Below are 15637 nucleotides of genomic sequence, written 5' to 3' on the forward strand. Positions count from 1 at the left end.
ATCTTTATTGCACTATACTTCTTAAGAATTGTGTTTAAAAAATGACTAGAGGAAGTATTATTTTTGTAAGAAGAAAAGGTATCATTTCTAAACTGATTAGGTTATTTGATCATCGAGGAAAGTTTAGTCATGTGGCCATTGCTATATCTGATACAGAAATTCTAGAAGCCGATATAAACATTGTTTCAAGAGTTAAAAAGTTCAATCTCAAAGAATACTCATATTATGAGATTCTTGATTTAGGATTGAGTTCAGAACAACAGGAAAAAGTTGTTGAGATTAGCAAAGCGTATATAGGCAAGAAATATGACTATGCACAAATTTTTGGTTATATCATTAAAAACCTATTCCACCTCAAAGGAAAGATTTTATTCAACAATCCCAACAATTTAATTTGCTCGGAGTTAGTGTTTAATGTTCTAGATCACCTTGGAATTACTAATGATCTTGGGATCACCGGTGAGGTACGAGGAATTGATCTAACTCCAAATGAACTATATGATCTCCTCAAATATTTATCTAAAAGCATTGAAACGAGCCAAACCTAAAAAGTTTGGCTTTTTAAATACGAACATATGTACGTTATATTCCAGATATTGTATAATTTAAATGTAAGAGATAAATAACTTTAAGGAGAGAGACACAAATGCTCAACTACGCAACTTTAAAGCCAGGAGAATTGATTAATTTTAAGGAGGGCGTTGGCAGCACTTATGATCTTCTAAAGAAAGAAATCCAAGGAACTCTTGCTTTGACAAGCATTGAGGAGTTAGACGTGTGGTACGACGATGGATTTCTTTTAAAGGAAGAGACCCCAATGCCATCCCTTATTATAAAAAACACCCCAAATCCATCTATCACCGATTGGGATGTAGTGATCTGTGGGAATATTATGTTCGCTTCAAGTAATGAAGACGGAGATACAATTAGTCTTACCGAGGAAGCCACAAAGATATTAAGCAAATTTAAACTGGCTTTGTTAGGAACCAACCCTGTTTGGGTTTATCACAATTATGAAGTGAAACAGTCATAATTCAACTTTAATCGACCGATTTAACCTAAGAAAATAGCAATCTCTTGCTATGATTCTACCAACCCCATCTTATGAGAATCATAGCAGTGTATGTATGCTATATGGTTATGACAAAAATCTCGACATTATTCCGATGTCGGGGTTTTTAATTATAAAATACTTATTTTATAATTAAATGAACCAGAACCGAGAAAAAATGGTTTTATATGTTAAGGATAGTGAAAATTAAAGAGGGGAAAACACTTATGGAATCACCAAAAAAATGGTTTGTTTTTAAATATGAACATATAGATTACTTAGATAATATCGAGCTTTTAGAACCCGACAGCAATAAAGCACTTTTAGATGAATTAAAGCAATTATTTAAAAAAGAAGGTTGGGAGGGTGACGGGGAAATCGGGCAGATATGGCTACCTCCTTTTGTGTTACATAAAGCTAACAGTTATGGACATTGGGTTTATCATGTGAAACAACAGAATAATGGCACGTCATTTCTCGCTTCAAGATTATTCCTTCCATTTGGGGAATTACTAAAGCAGAATGCCTCTAAACAAAATTTATCTATACCTGATGACGAAAATGAGCCTGTGAATAACGAAGGACGCAACATAATTCAACACGAGGTGGATTCTTTCAAGAAAGATCTCTTCTCTTACAAAGATAATATTGAAAAAGAATTAAAAGCAATTGATGAAATCTCAAACCAAAAAATAAAAGAAGAAATTGAAGAAAAAATACTCGGATACAATCAATGTATGTTAATTCAACTTTTGAATGACTTTATGGACAACTGCTACTTACAACTGTTAATTGAAGTATTAGAGAACGGTAATAAAAGCAAACTGAAGCTATCAAAGAAAAATGTTAAATTAGATCTGAATAAAATGGATGGAGATGATTGGCTAACAATCGCTAACATTATTAGTGATGTCTATGATGATTATAGACGAACTGGTTTTACAGATAAATTATCCAGACTAACAAAACCTTTAGATTATGAAATGAGTAAACAAGATAAAGAGTTAAGGCACGAAATAATAAAGCATGTAATCATTAGGAATTGTATTCAACATCATAATTGGAATTTAGACAGGGATTCATTAAATTATAGCTTGCCAAACGCAGATTCAATTGAAGTAATGAGTGATGAGAATTCAACAATAGAAATAAATAAGTATAAACGTATTAAACTTTCCAAAACGGAATTATATGAAATTATAGACAACCTCAATTCATTTGCTGAAACATTATCATCACGTGTCGGTGAAAAGATTAAAACCAGGTATAAACAAATTTAGGCGGCCATATATTGGTCGTCTTTTTTAATTTCAAAAATTTACGTTTCAGGTGATCCAGATATAATAACAAAAAATAAAGGAGCATTTGAAAATGAGCAGCAGATTAGTTAAATGCTACGGAACATGTGAACAAAAACATCCCCAATCTATTATGCAAAAATTCAAAAGCAAAAACTACTGCCCTACATGTTATAAGAAAAAAGTTAAAGAGGTCGAAGATCGAGAAAACCTTTATAACAAATGTAAAGAAGTCTTTGGTATCTCTTTTCCTACAGGTTTAATGCTTAGGCAGATCAAACAGTTTAAAGAGGAACGAGGATACACTTACAAGAATATAGGTTTCGCTCTTGATTACATAGTAAGAATCAAAAAAATACAATTGGAATTAAAGTATGGTTTGGCTCTTATCCCCCACTATTATGATGAAATGATTGACTACTATAAGGATCTCAAAAGAAGAAGAGAGAATATGGTAGTTAAAAAAATAGAAACCCAAAAGGTTCAAATAAAGCCACCCTCCCTGTCTCAAAACAGATATAGAGACAAGAAATTAATAAACATGGAGGATTTATTGAAATGACAGAAGTTAACTCAGCTACTACTGATAATGTAATGAAAGCTTTAAACCCTACTCGTGCAGTCTATTCTGTTATAGGCTCACTTTGTAAAAACCCCCATCTTTTAAGAGATTCGGAGATTATCATTACAGAAAAAGACTTTGCTCATGAATTTCATCAAATTGTGTTTTCTTCAATATATAATATCGCTTACTCAAATTATGAAGTCACTAAGATTGATGAAATTGACCTCGATAATTACCTAGCTTCTTTTCCTCAGCACTATAAGATCTGGGAAAAAAATGATGGTTTATCTTATATAAGAAAATCAATAGCTCATGCAAATGAAAATACCTTTAAAAGCAGCTATGATCGACTGAAAAAGATTTCTTTATTAAGACACTACGTATTAAATGGAATTGATGTGTCAGATCTTTATGATTGGAAGTCTACTGACTTAAAGGTTCGGAATGATGGAATGAAAAAAATAGACAGCATGACTGTTAATGAAATAATCGACCATTACACAATTAAGTTGACTAAGATTAAAGACGAATTTAATATCGGCCAAGAGACAAAAAGCTTTATGGCTGGTGATGACTTGGATACTCTTCTGGATGAGTTAGACGAAGATCCTGAGTACGGAAACCCATTCACGAACAAGTTCTATAACACAATATTCCGTGGAAAACGGAAAACAAAGCTTATGCTGCGTTCAGCTGGTACGGGGACGGGGAAAACTCGTCAAGCATTAGCTGATATGTGTAATGCTTCGTGTGACGAAATTTTTGATATTGACCAAAACAAATATGTAAGCAATGGTCCATCAATCCCTACCCTATTCATATCAACGGAGCTTGTAAAAAGAGAAGTTCAAACAATTATGCTTGCTTTCATTTCTGGAGTCGATGAAGACGTAATCAAAGATGGCAAGTATTCTGAAGTAGTTTTAAGAAGGCTCAAAAAAGCAATCGAAATTTTAAAGAGGGCTCCTATCTTCTGCGAATATGTAAATGACTTCTCAATTTCAGATATTGAAACAATTATTGAACGACATATTATTGAAAACAATATTCAAGAGTGTGCCTTCGACTATATTCAAATGACCCCGAAACTCTCCAGAACAATGGCAAGTGCGTTTGGGAATCATCTTCGGGAAGACCAGATTCTTCATCAGTTTTCATCATCATTAAAGATTCTTGCTGAGAAGTACGATATTTTTATTGCTTCTTCGACTCAGTTAAATAGAGGTTCTAAGGATATTGAAAATAGAGACCCTTCAGCCCTTCGTGGTGGACAAGCCACAGCAGATAAAGTTGACTTTGGCATACTTACATTTAGGGCGGGAGCTTCAGATCATCATAATCTAAAGCACATTTTGCAAACCGGTTTTACTAACAAAAAACCAAACTACTCTCATTGGGTTTATAAAAATCGTGGGGGAAAGTACAGTAACGTAATTATCTGGACTTACATGAATTTAGGAACTATGAGAGAAGAGCCATTATTCGTTACAGACTACGATTTTAATTTGCTAGATGTTCACCCAATGGATATTGAATATGCCATCGAAGCAACTGAAAATTCGGCTGAAGAAGTGCCCGTTTTTTAAGAGAAGATGATTCTTCTCTTTTTTTACGTTTTTATTTATTCAGATAAAATAACTTAAACAGGGTTAAGAGGTGAATTGATTTGGATGCCAACGAAGTAAAACAATCCTTGAGTGAAAATGACATATTCACCTTACTTCAAGAGTTAGGAGCCCAGCCTAAATTAAAAGGTTCAAATATTATATGCAAAACGATCTGTCATAACGGTCATAGCCATAAGCTTACCTACTATTCTAACTCTCATTCATTTTATTGCTTTACAGAATGCGGACACATAGACCTGTACGGATTAATAGGGAAAATAAAAGGGTTAACTTTTTTTGAGTCATTTAAATTTGTTTGTCAGAGATTTGGATTATCATACAGAAATACAAAATATGGCTCAGATAAAGTGGATATGTCTTTCTTTGAAAAGTTTGAACCAAAAGATATGGCAGCAGAAATTAAGCTGTTAGATAAGAAAATCCTTAATTCTTATTATGACTACTATCATAAGTCTTGGATAGAAGACAACATTTCTCCAAAGACAATGAAGAAGTTTAATATTAAGTACTCAGTTTTAGATAACCAAATAATCATACCTCACTATGATCTTAAAGGAAATCTTATTGGGGTCCGGGCCAGGAACTTAAATCAGGAATTAGTGGACTCCGGAAAAAAATATATGCCTGTGTTTTACAAAAATCGTTTTTTAAAGCACCCCACCGGCGCCTGCCTTTATGGATTGAATTTTAACTTGGAACAAATAACAGATTACGGAGCAATTATCTTGTGTGAATCTGAAAAGTCAGTCATGCAGATAGATACTATGTTTCCTGATATGTCTATTGCGGTAGGTTTAAGTGGATCAACTCTCACTGACACCCAGCTAGAAATAATAAACGACTTAGGTATTGAGCGTGTCATAATTGCATTAGATAAAGAATTCACAGAAGTCGGAAGTATCGAAGAAAGATACTACATCGAGAAAATCAATAGTGTTTTTATTAATAAACTTGGTTCCAGGTTCGAAACAAGCGTGATGTGGGATGTTGAAGGCCTTCTTGATTTAAAAGACAGTCCTTCCGATAAAGGTCCGGAAACTTTCATGAAATTATTCCACAACCGAATCCTAGTAGCTTGATTTACGTTTTAAAAACCCCAGATATAATAACGAAGATTCAACTACTAGGAGGAAAAATTTATGAGAAGTGTTATAAAAATCGAGATCGACCGTCCTTTAAACAAAGATGAAATTGAATATGTAAATAAATTATCAGATGAAGAAAAAGAAGAAAAAATCAAAAGAATGAACTATGCAATCAAAGATATGTTGGAGCTAGAAGGAATCCTCCCCCAATTCCTGAAAATCACTAATGAAATTGTTGGTGAATCCAATGAAGATTAAACAAATCGGTCCTTACAATGGGGACATCATCGACACCATACTGAAGAATAGAAATATTAAGGATATTGATACATTCCTTAATCCTAACAGCAGCGAGGATCTTAATCCTTTTGATCTTCATAATATTGAACTAGGCGCGAATGTACTTCTTGCTCATTTGCTTATAAACGACCACATCGGTATTTTAGTTGATGCTGACGCTGATGGATTCTCGTCTGCATCAATAATCTATCAATATATAAAAAAAATCGAACCAGATTCGCATGTTTCATATTTTCTTCATGATCGAAAAGCTCATGGATTAACCGATGAAATTTCTCAAAAGATTGCTGACTCATCAATAGATTTAATTATTATTCCTGATGCAGCGTCTAATGATGTTGATGAACTTCAAAGGCTTTATTACATGGGAATTGACATTATCGTCCTAGATCACCATGAAGTAGATAAGATGCCGACGCACGGAATTTTAATTAATAACCAATTAGACGAGAATAAAAGCACTAATAAGAATTTAGTTGGTGCAGGTATGGCCTATAAGTTTTGCCAGGCCTTAGATAGGATTTTAGATACTCATTATGCAGATGATCTACTCGACTTAGTTGCTATCGGTCAAATTGGAGATACTTCAGATATAAGTGAAAATGAGGTCAGAAATCTAGTCTTCCGTGGTCTTGAGGCGATCAATAATCCCTTGGTTAGAGTCGCTGTAATGGATGTTTTCGGAAGCCTAGAAGGCATTGCCCCAAAAGATCTCTCTTTCTCTATCATTCCAATGATTAATGCTGTGGTTCGTGTTGGAACTGAAGATGAAAAAGATCTGCTGTTTAGGGCATTAAATAAGATCGGTGATGGACGAGTTTGGAATGTAGAGAAACGAAAGAAAAATAAAACGACCGGAAAATTTGAAAAGATATTGGTTGAGCAAGATCTATATGAATATGCCTATGATATGATGAAAAAAGTTAAGGGCCGTCAGAACTCAATGATTAAAAAGTCTTTAGAGAAACTTAGCAGCAGTACATACAACGAAGGCGGAATTTCAATTGCTTTACTTGATTCTTCTAATGAAGCTGCGATTACTGGTTTAGTTGCTAATAAAGTTGCTAAAAAGTATCAGAAGCCGGCTTTAGTGCTCTATTACAAAGATAAGAAATATGTTGGATCGGGGCGTGGAGATGAAAAAGTATTGTCTTCCCTTAAAGACTGGTGCAATGAAACTGGCCTAGTTGAGTTTGCTCAAGGACATGCCAATGCTTTTGGAATCTCTATCCCTGAAAATAACTTCGAGGAATTCAAAAAACGAACGCATGAAGTTGAACAGAATGAGTTTGTTTATGAGGTTGACCTCATAGTAAAGGAAAATGTTAATCGGTCTCTTATCGAAGACGTTACTGATAATAAACACTTATTTGGTGGGAAAGTTCAAGAACCCCTACTGGCTTTTGTCGGAATCAAAATTAATAAGAACTTTATACGTCAAAAAGGTTCCATGTTGACCTTTTATGAAAATGGTGTTGAGTTTGTTATGTACGGAGCACCCGAAGGATTATATGAGAGTCTAAAAAATAATTTCGACAGGCAAATTACGATGGATTTCGTTGGTACCCCATCTGTTAACGTTTATGGTAATAAACGAACTCTTCAATTAGTATTGGTAGACTGTGAAAGAAATGAATCTGGCCAATATGATTTTATTGAGGTACCTGACGAAATTACCGCAGAAACTATTATTTTTTAGGCACAACAGTTATGACAGTCACAACAACAGCCATAACGGTTACAGCAGTAGTTGTAATTGTTATGGCTATCTTTATTTACCGAACTGCCACCACTTTTTCTTTTTGTTGTTTTCTAAGATCAATTGTTTTAATTCCTGGGTTTCTCTAATTGACTGTAGTAACAACTTGTCTCTATCTGTAGAACCACTTTCTAAAAGCTTTTGTGTTTGATTTTGGCTTTCTAACAACTGATCTATTTGTTTCTGTTGATTTTTTATAATTTCATGCATTTGTTCCATTGTTTCTTTCATAACTGTTATATCCACCGGTGGTTCTTCAAATTCAGTGGCTGCTGCTGACTCTTTCCACACAGTTACATCAGTTATAGAAGATATAACTGTCTTAACAGCATCTACAACTTTGATTCCTTTTTCGTTTTTAATCTGAATCAGTCGCTTAAAAATCTCCAAATCTCTCTCTGAGAAGATTACTTTTCCTGTGCGACTTCTCGTAAATCTGTATCCGTTCTCTTCTATCAAGAGATAGTACTTCTTAATAGTTGATGGAGATAACCCAAGTTCTCGGGCTACATCATCGACACCAGCGAAAACATTCATAACAGTTATAACCTCCGATTATAGTAGTCATAACAATCATATCATAGACAAAATAGCTTTTTAGAAAAAACGTAATAAAAGTTTCGACATTAATTTACGTTTTCGAATCACCAGATATAAATAAAGAGAAAACAACATATTTAAATCGGAGGAATAATTATGACTCAAACTACTAAATCATTATCTCCAGGCAAGAAACAACATGTTTATATTGCTGCACCATTTTTCAAGCCAGATCAAATCACTCGTGTTGCTTTGGTCGAGACATTACTTGAAAAACATGGATTAACTTACTTTTCACCAAGAAAACAATCAGCAATCGGCCCAATATCATCGCCTGAAGTTCGCAAAAAGTCTTTTGATATGAATGTAAGAGGAATTGAAGAATCAGAGCTTGTTATTGCCATCACTGATGATAAAGATATGGGAACCATTTTTGAAGCCGGACATGCTTATGCATCGGGTGTTCCAGTAATTTATGTGGCCTTCACACTCGGTAAAGATGGAATGTTCAACTTAATGCTAGCTGAGTCCGGAAAAGCTGCGTGTAAAACGGTTGAGGAATTGGAAGCTGCCATACTTGGTCAAGAAATCTATTATGAAGGTTTAATTGAATAATTTATTTAATAAATTCAATAATTAATATCAAAAGATAACTGATTAAATAATTTTTTATTGGTTTTATTCAATAATCATCTATCAGTACATATGGAGGAACCAACATGAAAGTAATTAAATTTAAACAAAATGCTTGCCGTCCTTGTCAGATGCTTGAGAACTTCCATACTTTTGAGCTGGGAGTCGAGCCGGATATAACTTATAACCTTTCAAATGGTGATGATGAATCAATAAATGCTGCTATGAAGTTTGGTATTATGGCAGCCCCAGTCTTGGTACTTGTTGATGATGATGAAAATGAGATTGAAAGAATCGTTGGATTTGACGGTAAACAAGATCTGATTCGAGATATGTTCTTAAAAGCAGGAAGAATCGAGGGATAATTTCCCTCGTAACTTTTATAACAGATATAACTTAACTCAATTACTCACAAAAAGGAGACACAACAGTTATGACTTACTATAACCGTGGAAAAGTACGGGCTTTAGGAGATACACAAATCTTAGGACTTGGAGAGATTATCCGATACAATAATCGCCCGAAAATCAAACATGAAAATGTTGCTGAACATACGTTTTACGTAATTACAACGGTCCTAAAGATCTGCCAGATGTATAACATTGATGATTATATTAAGCTCAAGGCTTTAGAGTTCGCTGCCGTTCATGATATTCCAGAGATTTTCTTAGGAGATGTACCATACGATACGAAAGTAGAAAATCCCGACTTAACAGAGATCCTCGAGCAAGCTGAAGTGGTTAGTTTAAAAAAGAATATGCCTGAGTATGCTGAAGCTTATGAACAATTCCTCAAAGAAGAAAAAGAGGAGACGATTGCTTATCTAATCGTTAAGCTTGCCGATACGGTTTCTGTCCTTCAATATTCCAATAGTGAAATCGAGCTTGGAAATAAAACAAAACAAATGAAAAGTATTAATGATGGGGCGCAGGAGCGTGTTTTAAACTTAATTGAGAAGTTGGAAAAAGCAATTGAGAGTAATTTGAAGATTGATAAGATTGATACTGTAGTATTTTGATAGAGAAGTCGATTTTTCGGCTTCTTTTTTATTTTGTAAGAAAGAGAAATCCTCCTTTCGTAGAATGCGTAAGCGCTTTTACACAAAGTACAAAACGCAAATCTCCTAATTTGCGTTCCAAGCTCAGTCTATATATTGTAATTTGAAAGATTTTCATTTAAAGTATAAGTAACGTAATAGATACGGCTTTTGGAAAAGGGCAGACGGCACACCTCCATGTCTAGAAAGAAGGAGGTGAGAATATGCCAGTAGAAAGCGCACTTGGATTGATGTTTCAATTTGGTCTCCTTATTGTCGGAATCTTGTCGCTTGCCAATTCCAACAAAAAAAAGTAGGAACGAATGATGTGACGGTCAGAGCGTTCCTACATTTAATTTAGCTTTTTAGACAAAGCCGTCTCCCTCAGGAGCTATTCTATTACAGATCGAAGATGTTGCACCATCTTCGGTCTTTTTTATTTTATTCGTTTACGAATATTTTATTCATTCGAAAACGATAAACAACAATGCAACATTACCATGTAACATTATGATGTAATATTACTACGTAATATATACTTAATATATAGTGATTGTATCAACAAAGTTATAGTGTGTCCAGTATGGATCCCCATTGAGGCAATGAAAAATTTGTACAGCCACGTAAATATTTTTGTGTTTATTTATGTCGTTAATTTTGTGTCGCAGAAACATAACAAAAAATGAAACATCCTCGTCCTTAAATTTCTTACCACCACTGTATGCTATTAGCATATGAAGAATAAAACGAAAAAGTGACTCTATAATAAAAACACTATTTTATGTTAAAATTATTCTGCTATGGATACGGAAAAATTATCAAATTCAATGATCAGGTTGTTTAATGAAAACGGCAATATTCCTATGAACCAATATGAAGCTTTAACAGCCACAAATATACTTGGAAGGAGTGCAAGGTCTGGAGATTATAAGTACATTGCTTTTATCTGTCCTGGCTTGAAAGGCTTCTTTAATTGGCACTCTCATGTTAGGAATGGAATAAAAGCAACGGTCGTTAAAGCTGGCCAAGCTAAAATAGTCTACAAAGAAGGCTTGGAAGTAATAGATGAACTTGTTCTGAAATATTATGATTCAGAGGTTGATGTATCAGCAATTGAAGCATCTAATTCAGCCTATTATGCTGAACAGTGCATAAATTACGTTTGTAAGGCCCTGATAGAGCTCCAGAGATCCGATTTGATTAAATATATATATTCATCAGAAGTTATCTCTGATGAGCCCGAAAACGATGATTCTAATGGTCCTCAATGGATATACATTTTTAGGCATCCTAAAGTAAAAAACGAACTTAAAATTGGAATGACCGTTCGTCCTTGGCAAGAGCGTTATGCCGAAGCAAATATGAATACATATACCTCAAGAGACTTGGAAGTAGTAGCCACATTCCCTTGCAAGGATTGTAAAGCAGTTGAGAGATTGATCCACTCTCAATTTGAAGAGTACAGACTTCCACCAAAGACTGGCCAAACTAAGCAACCGGAGTGGTTTGAATTCCCTGAAGACAAAGTTGATGAAGTAATCACTCGGATTGAAAAGTTTATGAAATCAATAGATTTGTTAGCTTTATAAAGGGCTGGAGAATTGTCTCTAGCCTTTTTACGTTTTTATTTAACCAGATATAAAAGTTATGTCAGATATAAAAGTTATGCCAATAATTAATTTGGAGGACCAGCAATGATTGAGGTACAAGGAAAATTCAATACAGCAAAAATCTATACGGATAATGTTGAAAAAACGGCCATGTCTCAAATAATTGAGCTATGCAACCAAGAGTTTGCTAAAGACAGTCAAATTCGTATAATGCCGGATACTCACGCAGGGGCCGGTTGCACAATTGGAACGACGATGACAATTCAAGATAAAGTAGTTCCCAACCTAGTTGGTGTTGATATTGGCTGCGGAATGATGGTCACTAAAATTAATGTAAGTAAAGACGAGATTAACTTCGATCAACTCGATGATGTTATTCATAAATATGTTCCAAGTGGTTTTGGTATTCATAGTAAACACCACTGGTATTCTGATGCTGTAGATATAGAGAAAGTACTGGCTCCAGTGAATGTTGATCGAGCTAAGAAGAGTATCGGAACACTTGGAGGAGGAAACCACTTTATCGAGATAAATGAAGGGTCAAATGGTTGCATTTATCTTGTAATTCATAGTGGGAGCCGGAATCTAGGAAAACAAGTTGCTGAGCACTACCAAAAATTCGCTTACGAAGAACTTTCAAATGCTACATCTGAAAAAGAAAAAATTATTGCTCAATTAAAAGCAGAAGGAAGAGAACAGGATATACATGAAGCTCTTCGAGGAGTTAAATCTCCTAAAATTAAAAAAGACTTGGCTTACCTGCAAGGAGACGGATTCAAGGATTATATGCATGATATGAAAATCGCTCAAAATTATGCTGCTTATAACCGTTTAGCAATGTCAAACACGATTATGAAGCATATGGGTTGGGATTTAATAGACCGATTTGATAGCATTCATAATTTCATCGACATTGACAACATGATCCTTCGTAAAGGCGCCACCTCTGCACAAGAAGGAGAAAGATTAATTATTCCTATTAACATGAGAGATGGGTCAATTATTGCTACAGGAAAAGGGAATCCTGATTGGAACTTTAGTGGACCTCATGGAGCTGGCCGGATAATGTCTAGATCAAAAGCAAAAGAAAATCTGAAACTAGAAGACTTTCAAGAGACAATGAAACAAGCTGGTATATGGACGAGCTCAGTAAGTGAAAACACATTAGACGAAGCCCCAATGGTTTATAAGCCAATGGAAGAAATCATTTCGAATATTAATGATACCGTGGAAATTAATGAGATCATTAAACCACTTTATAACTTTAAAGCTAATTAACTTTAAGACTGCTTCGGCAGTCTTTTTTTATATTCCGATTTACGTTTTAGAAATACCAGATATAAATACAAAGTAAAACAAAGAGATTAAAGAAATCGGAGGATATAACGGTTATGACTAACTCAACTACTGCTATTGTTGCGCCGACACCTGAATTTGTTAAGCCAAAAATTATCATCCTTGAAGGTGTTGATCGTTCAGGAAAGTCAACTTTACAACAAGCTATAAATAAAGCCACTAACTACAAGCATATTGTAGTCGACAGAGGCCCAATTGGTTTCAAAACATACTGTGACCTTTTTAGTCGGGATCCTCAATTATGGGATAGCTATGATGATTTAGAAAAACACCTAGCTAAAATGGAAGACGTACTCGTAATTTACCTCGATTGTAATACAAAGGTTCTTATAGATCGTTGTCTTCAGACGGGTCATGAAATTCTTGATTATGATCTTCATAAGCATTTTTATAAATTTTATTTTGATAAGTCCCCAATGAAGAAGATCATTGTAAACACAACATATAAGACTCCTGAGGAAATTGCTAACGATCTTGTCAAGGAGGGAGTCCTTTAATGAAAAAGGTTGTAATTTACTGCGATGGCGCAGCAAGAAATAACGGAAAAGACAACAATATCGGGGGTTTTGGGGCAGTTCTTCGATATGGTAACCACGTTAAAACCATTAAGGCAGGCTTCAGAAACGTGACTAATAACATGATGGAAATTCGTGCAGCTATTGAAGCCCTTAAACAATTAAAAACAACTAATATCCCTGTAGAAATCAATACTGATTCTGCATATCTGTGTAACTGTATGAATCAAGGTTGGTATAAGAAATGGATGAATAACGGATGGGTTACAGCTGGTAAAAAGCCGGTGGAGAATCGCCAGTTATGGATTGAATTAATTGAACTGGTCGAACAATTCCCGTTTATCACTTTTAACAAAGTTAAAGGCCATTCAGGAATCCCGGATAATGAACTTGCTGATAGATTAGCAAATGAGGCAATGGATGAACTTACAAGAGGTGCTGCCGTATGAATGAATCAGTCTTCATTATTGTTTATGAGCACGAGGATGAATTCGGATTTAAAGAATCAAGGATGGATACTTTCCGAAGTAAAGAGTTCGCTTTATCTTTTGTCGCGGGGTTCGCAACATCACATGATGATAAAAAACTGGAAAGTGCTTTCTCGGTTAATAAAGAAGGATTACTTACAAAGTACGAAGTTGTTTTTGAGGGGAAATTAAAATTTATTGAAAAAAACCAATAAAAAATTATTAAATCGATTTACGTTTTCATACTTTTAGATATAAATATATTGTAATTCTTATTGAAAAAAATATTGAAAAATCGGAGGAATTAAACTATGCCTAAAAACAATAACCTTGAGCCTGTTAAATTGCCTATGCCAATTCGCTTTGGTGAAAAGCCTGATTTTGAATTCAAAAATGATTTAGAGAATATTAAAGTTACTCTTGTTGATTATACTCCTTGGGAAAGCATCATTCATTACCTCCCTGGATATGTGAATGCTACCTGGGCTGATGAACCTGAAGAAACATATAGCATGGCACAGGTGGTTGATGATATTGAAAAAGCCTTTACCTTTAAAACGCTACCTTCAATACTTGAAACGATTCGTTTAACATTCCGAATTGAAGGAATTTCAGTCCAAGACGTAACCCATTTAATTCGTCATAGAACATTTTCGTTCTCGGCTCAATGTACAGGGGATCGTTGGTTATCTCATACAACTGCAGTTATTCCTGAGTCTATTGAAAATTCCCCTGAGTTTTTAGAAAGATACAAAGATCTTACTCGTCAATGTCGTGAGCTTTATGCTGAAATGATTGATTCTAGGAAGATTTCAATTATGGATGCTCGACTTATTCTGAATAAAAACCATGATAACTTTTATTATGCTTCAATGAATGTTAAAGATTTATTGGCATTCTGCAAGCAGCGTATTGATCGCCAGATTCAACCGAAGTCAGATAACATTATTGCATATCAAATGTATCTTGAGCTGTGTCGGGCATATCCTATTGCTCATTTAGACCTGATCGACTTTGAAATGCCAAGTTTCCATTACATCAAGAATGCTCGAAATGGACATGCCACAAACCTGTACTTCCCAGAAGAAAACTCAGATAAATTCGAATGGAATGAAAAAGACTTTATTTATCAAGACTACCGTGAAAATATTAATGGAACCAACCCTCCAGAAGGGCCAACTAAGTTTCAAAAAATGTTCCAAGAATATAAAAATCAACTTGAAGAATGGAAAATTGCTTCAAAACAGTATATGGATCACCTTGCAGGCCGAGGAGAAGATGAGTAATGTTACAATTTCCTCGAATCCCATCTGTAGGCGAACTTGAATATTTAAAAGAAAATGATGAAATGATCTTGTATGAATCCTTCACGATGATTAATCCTCAGACCAGGAATACCTTTCCTGACTCTGATGAACCTTATTATACTTCACTCGAAATGCAACTAAGACACTTACTTTACAAGTATGATAAAGGGTGGATCTCAAGTGAAAGACAAGTTATGTTATCAAGTGACGAATGTATCTCAGCAGTTCATTTTATATTCGACAATGAGAAACGAGTAATTGGAATTAACGTTTTTCAAAGATCTTCTAACTTGTTTAATTTAGAAGATGACGTTCAATTCTTTAATTACTTCATTGATAAGTACTTAAAAGGGCATAAGAAGATTAAGCTGACATACTTTGTGTCGCAGCCACACATCTTTAAAAACAAAAATAAAAAAATAGAAGATTAACAAATAGCCACTCATCTGAGTGGTTATTTTTTTTACATTTTTCAGTCATCCAATTT

The 15637-nt window shown here is 34.6% G+C and carries 20 protein-coding genes; 19 read left to right on the top strand and 1 reads right to left on the bottom strand.

The window, feature by feature from the left end; all coding sequences use genetic code 11:
* The first annotated feature begins 41 nt into the window (after positions 1-41).
* The 8 genes from MHH82_RS40840 to MHH82_RS40875 all read left to right on the top strand — a co-directional run bounded on the left by MHH82_RS40840 (position 42) and on the right by MHH82_RS40875 (position 7626).
* On the top strand, positions 42-548 hold the full coding sequence (locus MHH82_RS40840) for a YiiX/YebB-like N1pC/P60 family cysteine hydrolase (protein WP_009968618.1): 507 nt from the start codon (positions 42-44) through the stop codon (positions 546-548).
* Positions 549-646: 98 nt separating this feature from the next.
* Positions 647-1033 (top strand): DUF3846 domain-containing protein, encoded by a 387-nt coding sequence (locus MHH82_RS40845; RefSeq protein ID WP_213397177.1) that lies wholly within the window; start codon positions 647-649, stop codon positions 1031-1033.
* Positions 1034-1278: 245 nt separating this feature from the next.
* Complete coding sequence (locus MHH82_RS40850) at positions 1279-2331, top strand: hypothetical protein (RefSeq protein WP_213397179.1); 1053 nt, start codon at positions 1279-1281, stop codon at positions 2329-2331.
* Between the two features lie 91 nt (positions 2332-2422).
* Entirely contained in the window at positions 2423-2911 is a 489-nt protein-coding gene (locus tag MHH82_RS40855) for a hypothetical protein (protein ID WP_213397181.1), read from the top strand.
* Positions 2908-4500, top strand: a complete 1593-nt coding sequence (locus MHH82_RS40860) for a DnaB-like helicase C-terminal domain-containing protein (RefSeq protein WP_213397183.1) — start codon at positions 2908-2910, stop codon at positions 4498-4500. The genes MHH82_RS40855 and MHH82_RS40860 overlap by 4 nt, the downstream gene beginning before the upstream one ends.
* An 80-nt stretch (positions 4501-4580) precedes the next feature.
* Entirely contained in the window at positions 4581-5621 is a 1041-nt protein-coding gene (locus MHH82_RS40865) for a hypothetical protein (protein WP_213397185.1), read from the top strand.
* A 60-nt stretch (positions 5622-5681) separates the two neighbouring features.
* On the top strand, positions 5682-5885 hold the full coding sequence (locus tag MHH82_RS40870) for a hypothetical protein (RefSeq protein WP_213397190.1): 204 nt from the start codon (positions 5682-5684) through the stop codon (positions 5883-5885).
* Entirely contained in the window at positions 5875-7626 is a 1752-nt protein-coding gene (locus MHH82_RS40875) for a DHH family phosphoesterase (protein ID WP_213397192.1), read from the top strand. The genes MHH82_RS40870 and MHH82_RS40875 overlap by 11 nt, the downstream gene beginning before the upstream one ends.
* A 72-nt stretch (positions 7627-7698) precedes the next feature.
* Here MHH82_RS40875 and MHH82_RS40880 read toward each other — a convergent pair whose 3' ends face one another.
* On the bottom strand, positions 7699-8223 hold the full coding sequence (locus MHH82_RS40880) for a DUF3967 domain-containing protein (protein WP_013603319.1): 525 nt from the start codon (positions 8221-8223) through the stop codon (positions 7699-7701).
* A gap of 159 nt (positions 8224-8382) precedes the next feature.
* Between MHH82_RS40880 and MHH82_RS40885 the strand changes: the two genes are divergently transcribed.
* From MHH82_RS40885 to MHH82_RS40935, 11 genes are all read left to right on the top strand, one after another.
* Complete coding sequence (locus MHH82_RS40885) at positions 8383-8841, top strand: nucleoside 2-deoxyribosyltransferase (RefSeq protein ID WP_013603320.1); 459 nt, start codon at positions 8383-8385, stop codon at positions 8839-8841.
* A 104-nt stretch (positions 8842-8945) separates the two neighbouring features.
* Positions 8946-9224 carry a thioredoxin family protein gene (locus MHH82_RS40890; protein WP_013603321.1) on the top strand — a complete coding sequence of 93 codons (279 nt, stop codon included), beginning with the start codon at positions 8946-8948 and terminating at the stop codon, positions 9222-9224.
* Positions 9225-9292: 68 nt separating this feature from the next.
* On the top strand, positions 9293-9877 hold the full coding sequence (locus tag MHH82_RS40895) for a YfbR-like 5'-deoxynucleotidase (RefSeq protein ID WP_013603322.1): 585 nt from the start codon (positions 9293-9295) through the stop codon (positions 9875-9877).
* Positions 9878-10119: 242 nt separating this feature from the next.
* Positions 10120-10212: a competence inhibitor ComI gene (gene comI / locus MHH82_RS40900; RefSeq protein WP_020846149.1), complete on the top strand. Its 93-nt coding sequence runs from the start codon at positions 10120-10122 to the stop codon at positions 10210-10212.
* A 483-nt stretch (positions 10213-10695) separates the two neighbouring features.
* The gene (locus MHH82_RS40905; RefSeq protein WP_013603323.1) at positions 10696-11484 is read left to right on the top strand and encodes a GIY-YIG nuclease family protein; all 789 of its coding nucleotides are present in this window, start codon (positions 10696-10698) and stop codon (positions 11482-11484) included.
* A gap of 105 nt (positions 11485-11589) precedes the next feature.
* Positions 11590-12783 (top strand): RtcB family protein, encoded by a 1194-nt coding sequence (locus tag MHH82_RS40910; RefSeq protein WP_129138236.1) that lies wholly within the window; start codon positions 11590-11592, stop codon positions 12781-12783.
* 113 nt (positions 12784-12896) lie between these two features.
* Positions 12897-13358, top strand: a complete 462-nt coding sequence (locus MHH82_RS40915; protein ID WP_129138235.1) for a hypothetical protein — start codon at positions 12897-12899, stop codon at positions 13356-13358.
* The gene (locus tag MHH82_RS40920; RefSeq protein WP_129138234.1) at positions 13358-13825 is read left to right on the top strand and encodes a ribonuclease H family protein; all 468 of its coding nucleotides are present in this window, start codon (positions 13358-13360) and stop codon (positions 13823-13825) included. The genes MHH82_RS40915 and MHH82_RS40920 overlap by 1 nt, the downstream gene beginning before the upstream one ends.
* The gene (locus MHH82_RS40925; protein WP_013603327.1) at positions 13822-14058 is read left to right on the top strand and encodes a hypothetical protein; all 237 of its coding nucleotides are present in this window, start codon (positions 13822-13824) and stop codon (positions 14056-14058) included. Before MHH82_RS40920 ends, MHH82_RS40925 begins: the two co-directional genes overlap by 4 nt.
* 96 nt (positions 14059-14154) lie before the next feature.
* The gene (locus tag MHH82_RS40930) at positions 14155-15129 is read left to right on the top strand and encodes an FAD-dependent thymidylate synthase (RefSeq protein WP_013603328.1); all 975 of its coding nucleotides are present in this window, start codon (positions 14155-14157) and stop codon (positions 15127-15129) included.
* Positions 15129-15581 carry a hypothetical protein gene (locus tag MHH82_RS40935; RefSeq protein ID WP_013603329.1) on the top strand — a complete coding sequence of 151 codons (453 nt, stop codon included), beginning with the start codon at positions 15129-15131 and terminating at the stop codon, positions 15579-15581. Before MHH82_RS40930 ends, MHH82_RS40935 begins: the two co-directional genes overlap by 1 nt.
* Positions 15582-15637: the final 56 nt, after the last annotated feature.

The sequence above is a fragment of the Bacillus sp. FSL K6-6540 genome (genome assembly GCF_038007545.1).

What these genes read in the sequence shown, in the direction of transcription:
- MHH82_RS40860 (WP_213397183.1), top strand. Translation starts at nt 2,908, where the DNA reads ATGACAGAAGTTAACTCAGCTACTACTGATAATGTAATGAAAGCTTTA.
- MHH82_RS40840 (WP_009968618.1), top strand. Translation starts at nt 42, where the DNA reads ATGACTAGAGGAAGTATTATTTTTGTAAGAAGAAAAGGTATCATTTCT.
- comI (WP_020846149.1), top strand. Translation starts at nt 10,120, where the DNA reads ATGCCAGTAGAAAGCGCACTTGGATTGATGTTTCAATTTGGTCTCCTT.
- MHH82_RS40855 (WP_213397181.1), top strand. Translation starts at nt 2,423, where the DNA reads ATGAGCAGCAGATTAGTTAAATGCTACGGAACATGTGAACAAAAACAT.
- MHH82_RS40845 (WP_213397177.1), top strand. Translation starts at nt 647, where the DNA reads ATGCTCAACTACGCAACTTTAAAGCCAGGAGAATTGATTAATTTTAAG.
- MHH82_RS40895 (WP_013603322.1), top strand. Translation starts at nt 9,293, where the DNA reads ATGACTTACTATAACCGTGGAAAAGTACGGGCTTTAGGAGATACACAA.
- MHH82_RS40910 (WP_129138236.1), top strand. Translation starts at nt 11,590, where the DNA reads ATGATTGAGGTACAAGGAAAATTCAATACAGCAAAAATCTATACGGAT.
- MHH82_RS40915 (WP_129138235.1), top strand. Translation starts at nt 12,897, where the DNA reads ATGACTAACTCAACTACTGCTATTGTTGCGCCGACACCTGAATTTGTT.
- MHH82_RS40885 (WP_013603320.1), top strand. Translation starts at nt 8,383, where the DNA reads ATGACTCAAACTACTAAATCATTATCTCCAGGCAAGAAACAACATGTT.
- MHH82_RS40935 (WP_013603329.1), top strand. Translation starts at nt 15,129, where the DNA reads ATGTTACAATTTCCTCGAATCCCATCTGTAGGCGAACTTGAATATTTA.
- MHH82_RS40920 (WP_129138234.1), top strand. Translation starts at nt 13,358, where the DNA reads ATGAAAAAGGTTGTAATTTACTGCGATGGCGCAGCAAGAAATAACGGA.
- MHH82_RS40850 (WP_213397179.1), top strand. Translation starts at nt 1,279, where the DNA reads ATGGAATCACCAAAAAAATGGTTTGTTTTTAAATATGAACATATAGAT.
- MHH82_RS40875 (WP_213397192.1), top strand. Translation starts at nt 5,875, where the DNA reads ATGAAGATTAAACAAATCGGTCCTTACAATGGGGACATCATCGACACC.
- MHH82_RS40880 (WP_013603319.1), bottom strand. Translation starts at nt 8,223, where the DNA reads ATGAATGTTTTCGCTGGTGTCGATGATGTAGCCCGAGAACTTGGGTTA.
- MHH82_RS40925 (WP_013603327.1), top strand. Translation starts at nt 13,822, where the DNA reads ATGAATGAATCAGTCTTCATTATTGTTTATGAGCACGAGGATGAATTC.
- MHH82_RS40890 (WP_013603321.1), top strand. Translation starts at nt 8,946, where the DNA reads ATGAAAGTAATTAAATTTAAACAAAATGCTTGCCGTCCTTGTCAGATG.
- MHH82_RS40930 (WP_013603328.1), top strand. Translation starts at nt 14,155, where the DNA reads ATGCCTAAAAACAATAACCTTGAGCCTGTTAAATTGCCTATGCCAATT.
- MHH82_RS40905 (WP_013603323.1), top strand. Translation starts at nt 10,696, where the DNA reads ATGGATACGGAAAAATTATCAAATTCAATGATCAGGTTGTTTAATGAA.
- MHH82_RS40870 (WP_213397190.1), top strand. Translation starts at nt 5,682, where the DNA reads ATGAGAAGTGTTATAAAAATCGAGATCGACCGTCCTTTAAACAAAGAT.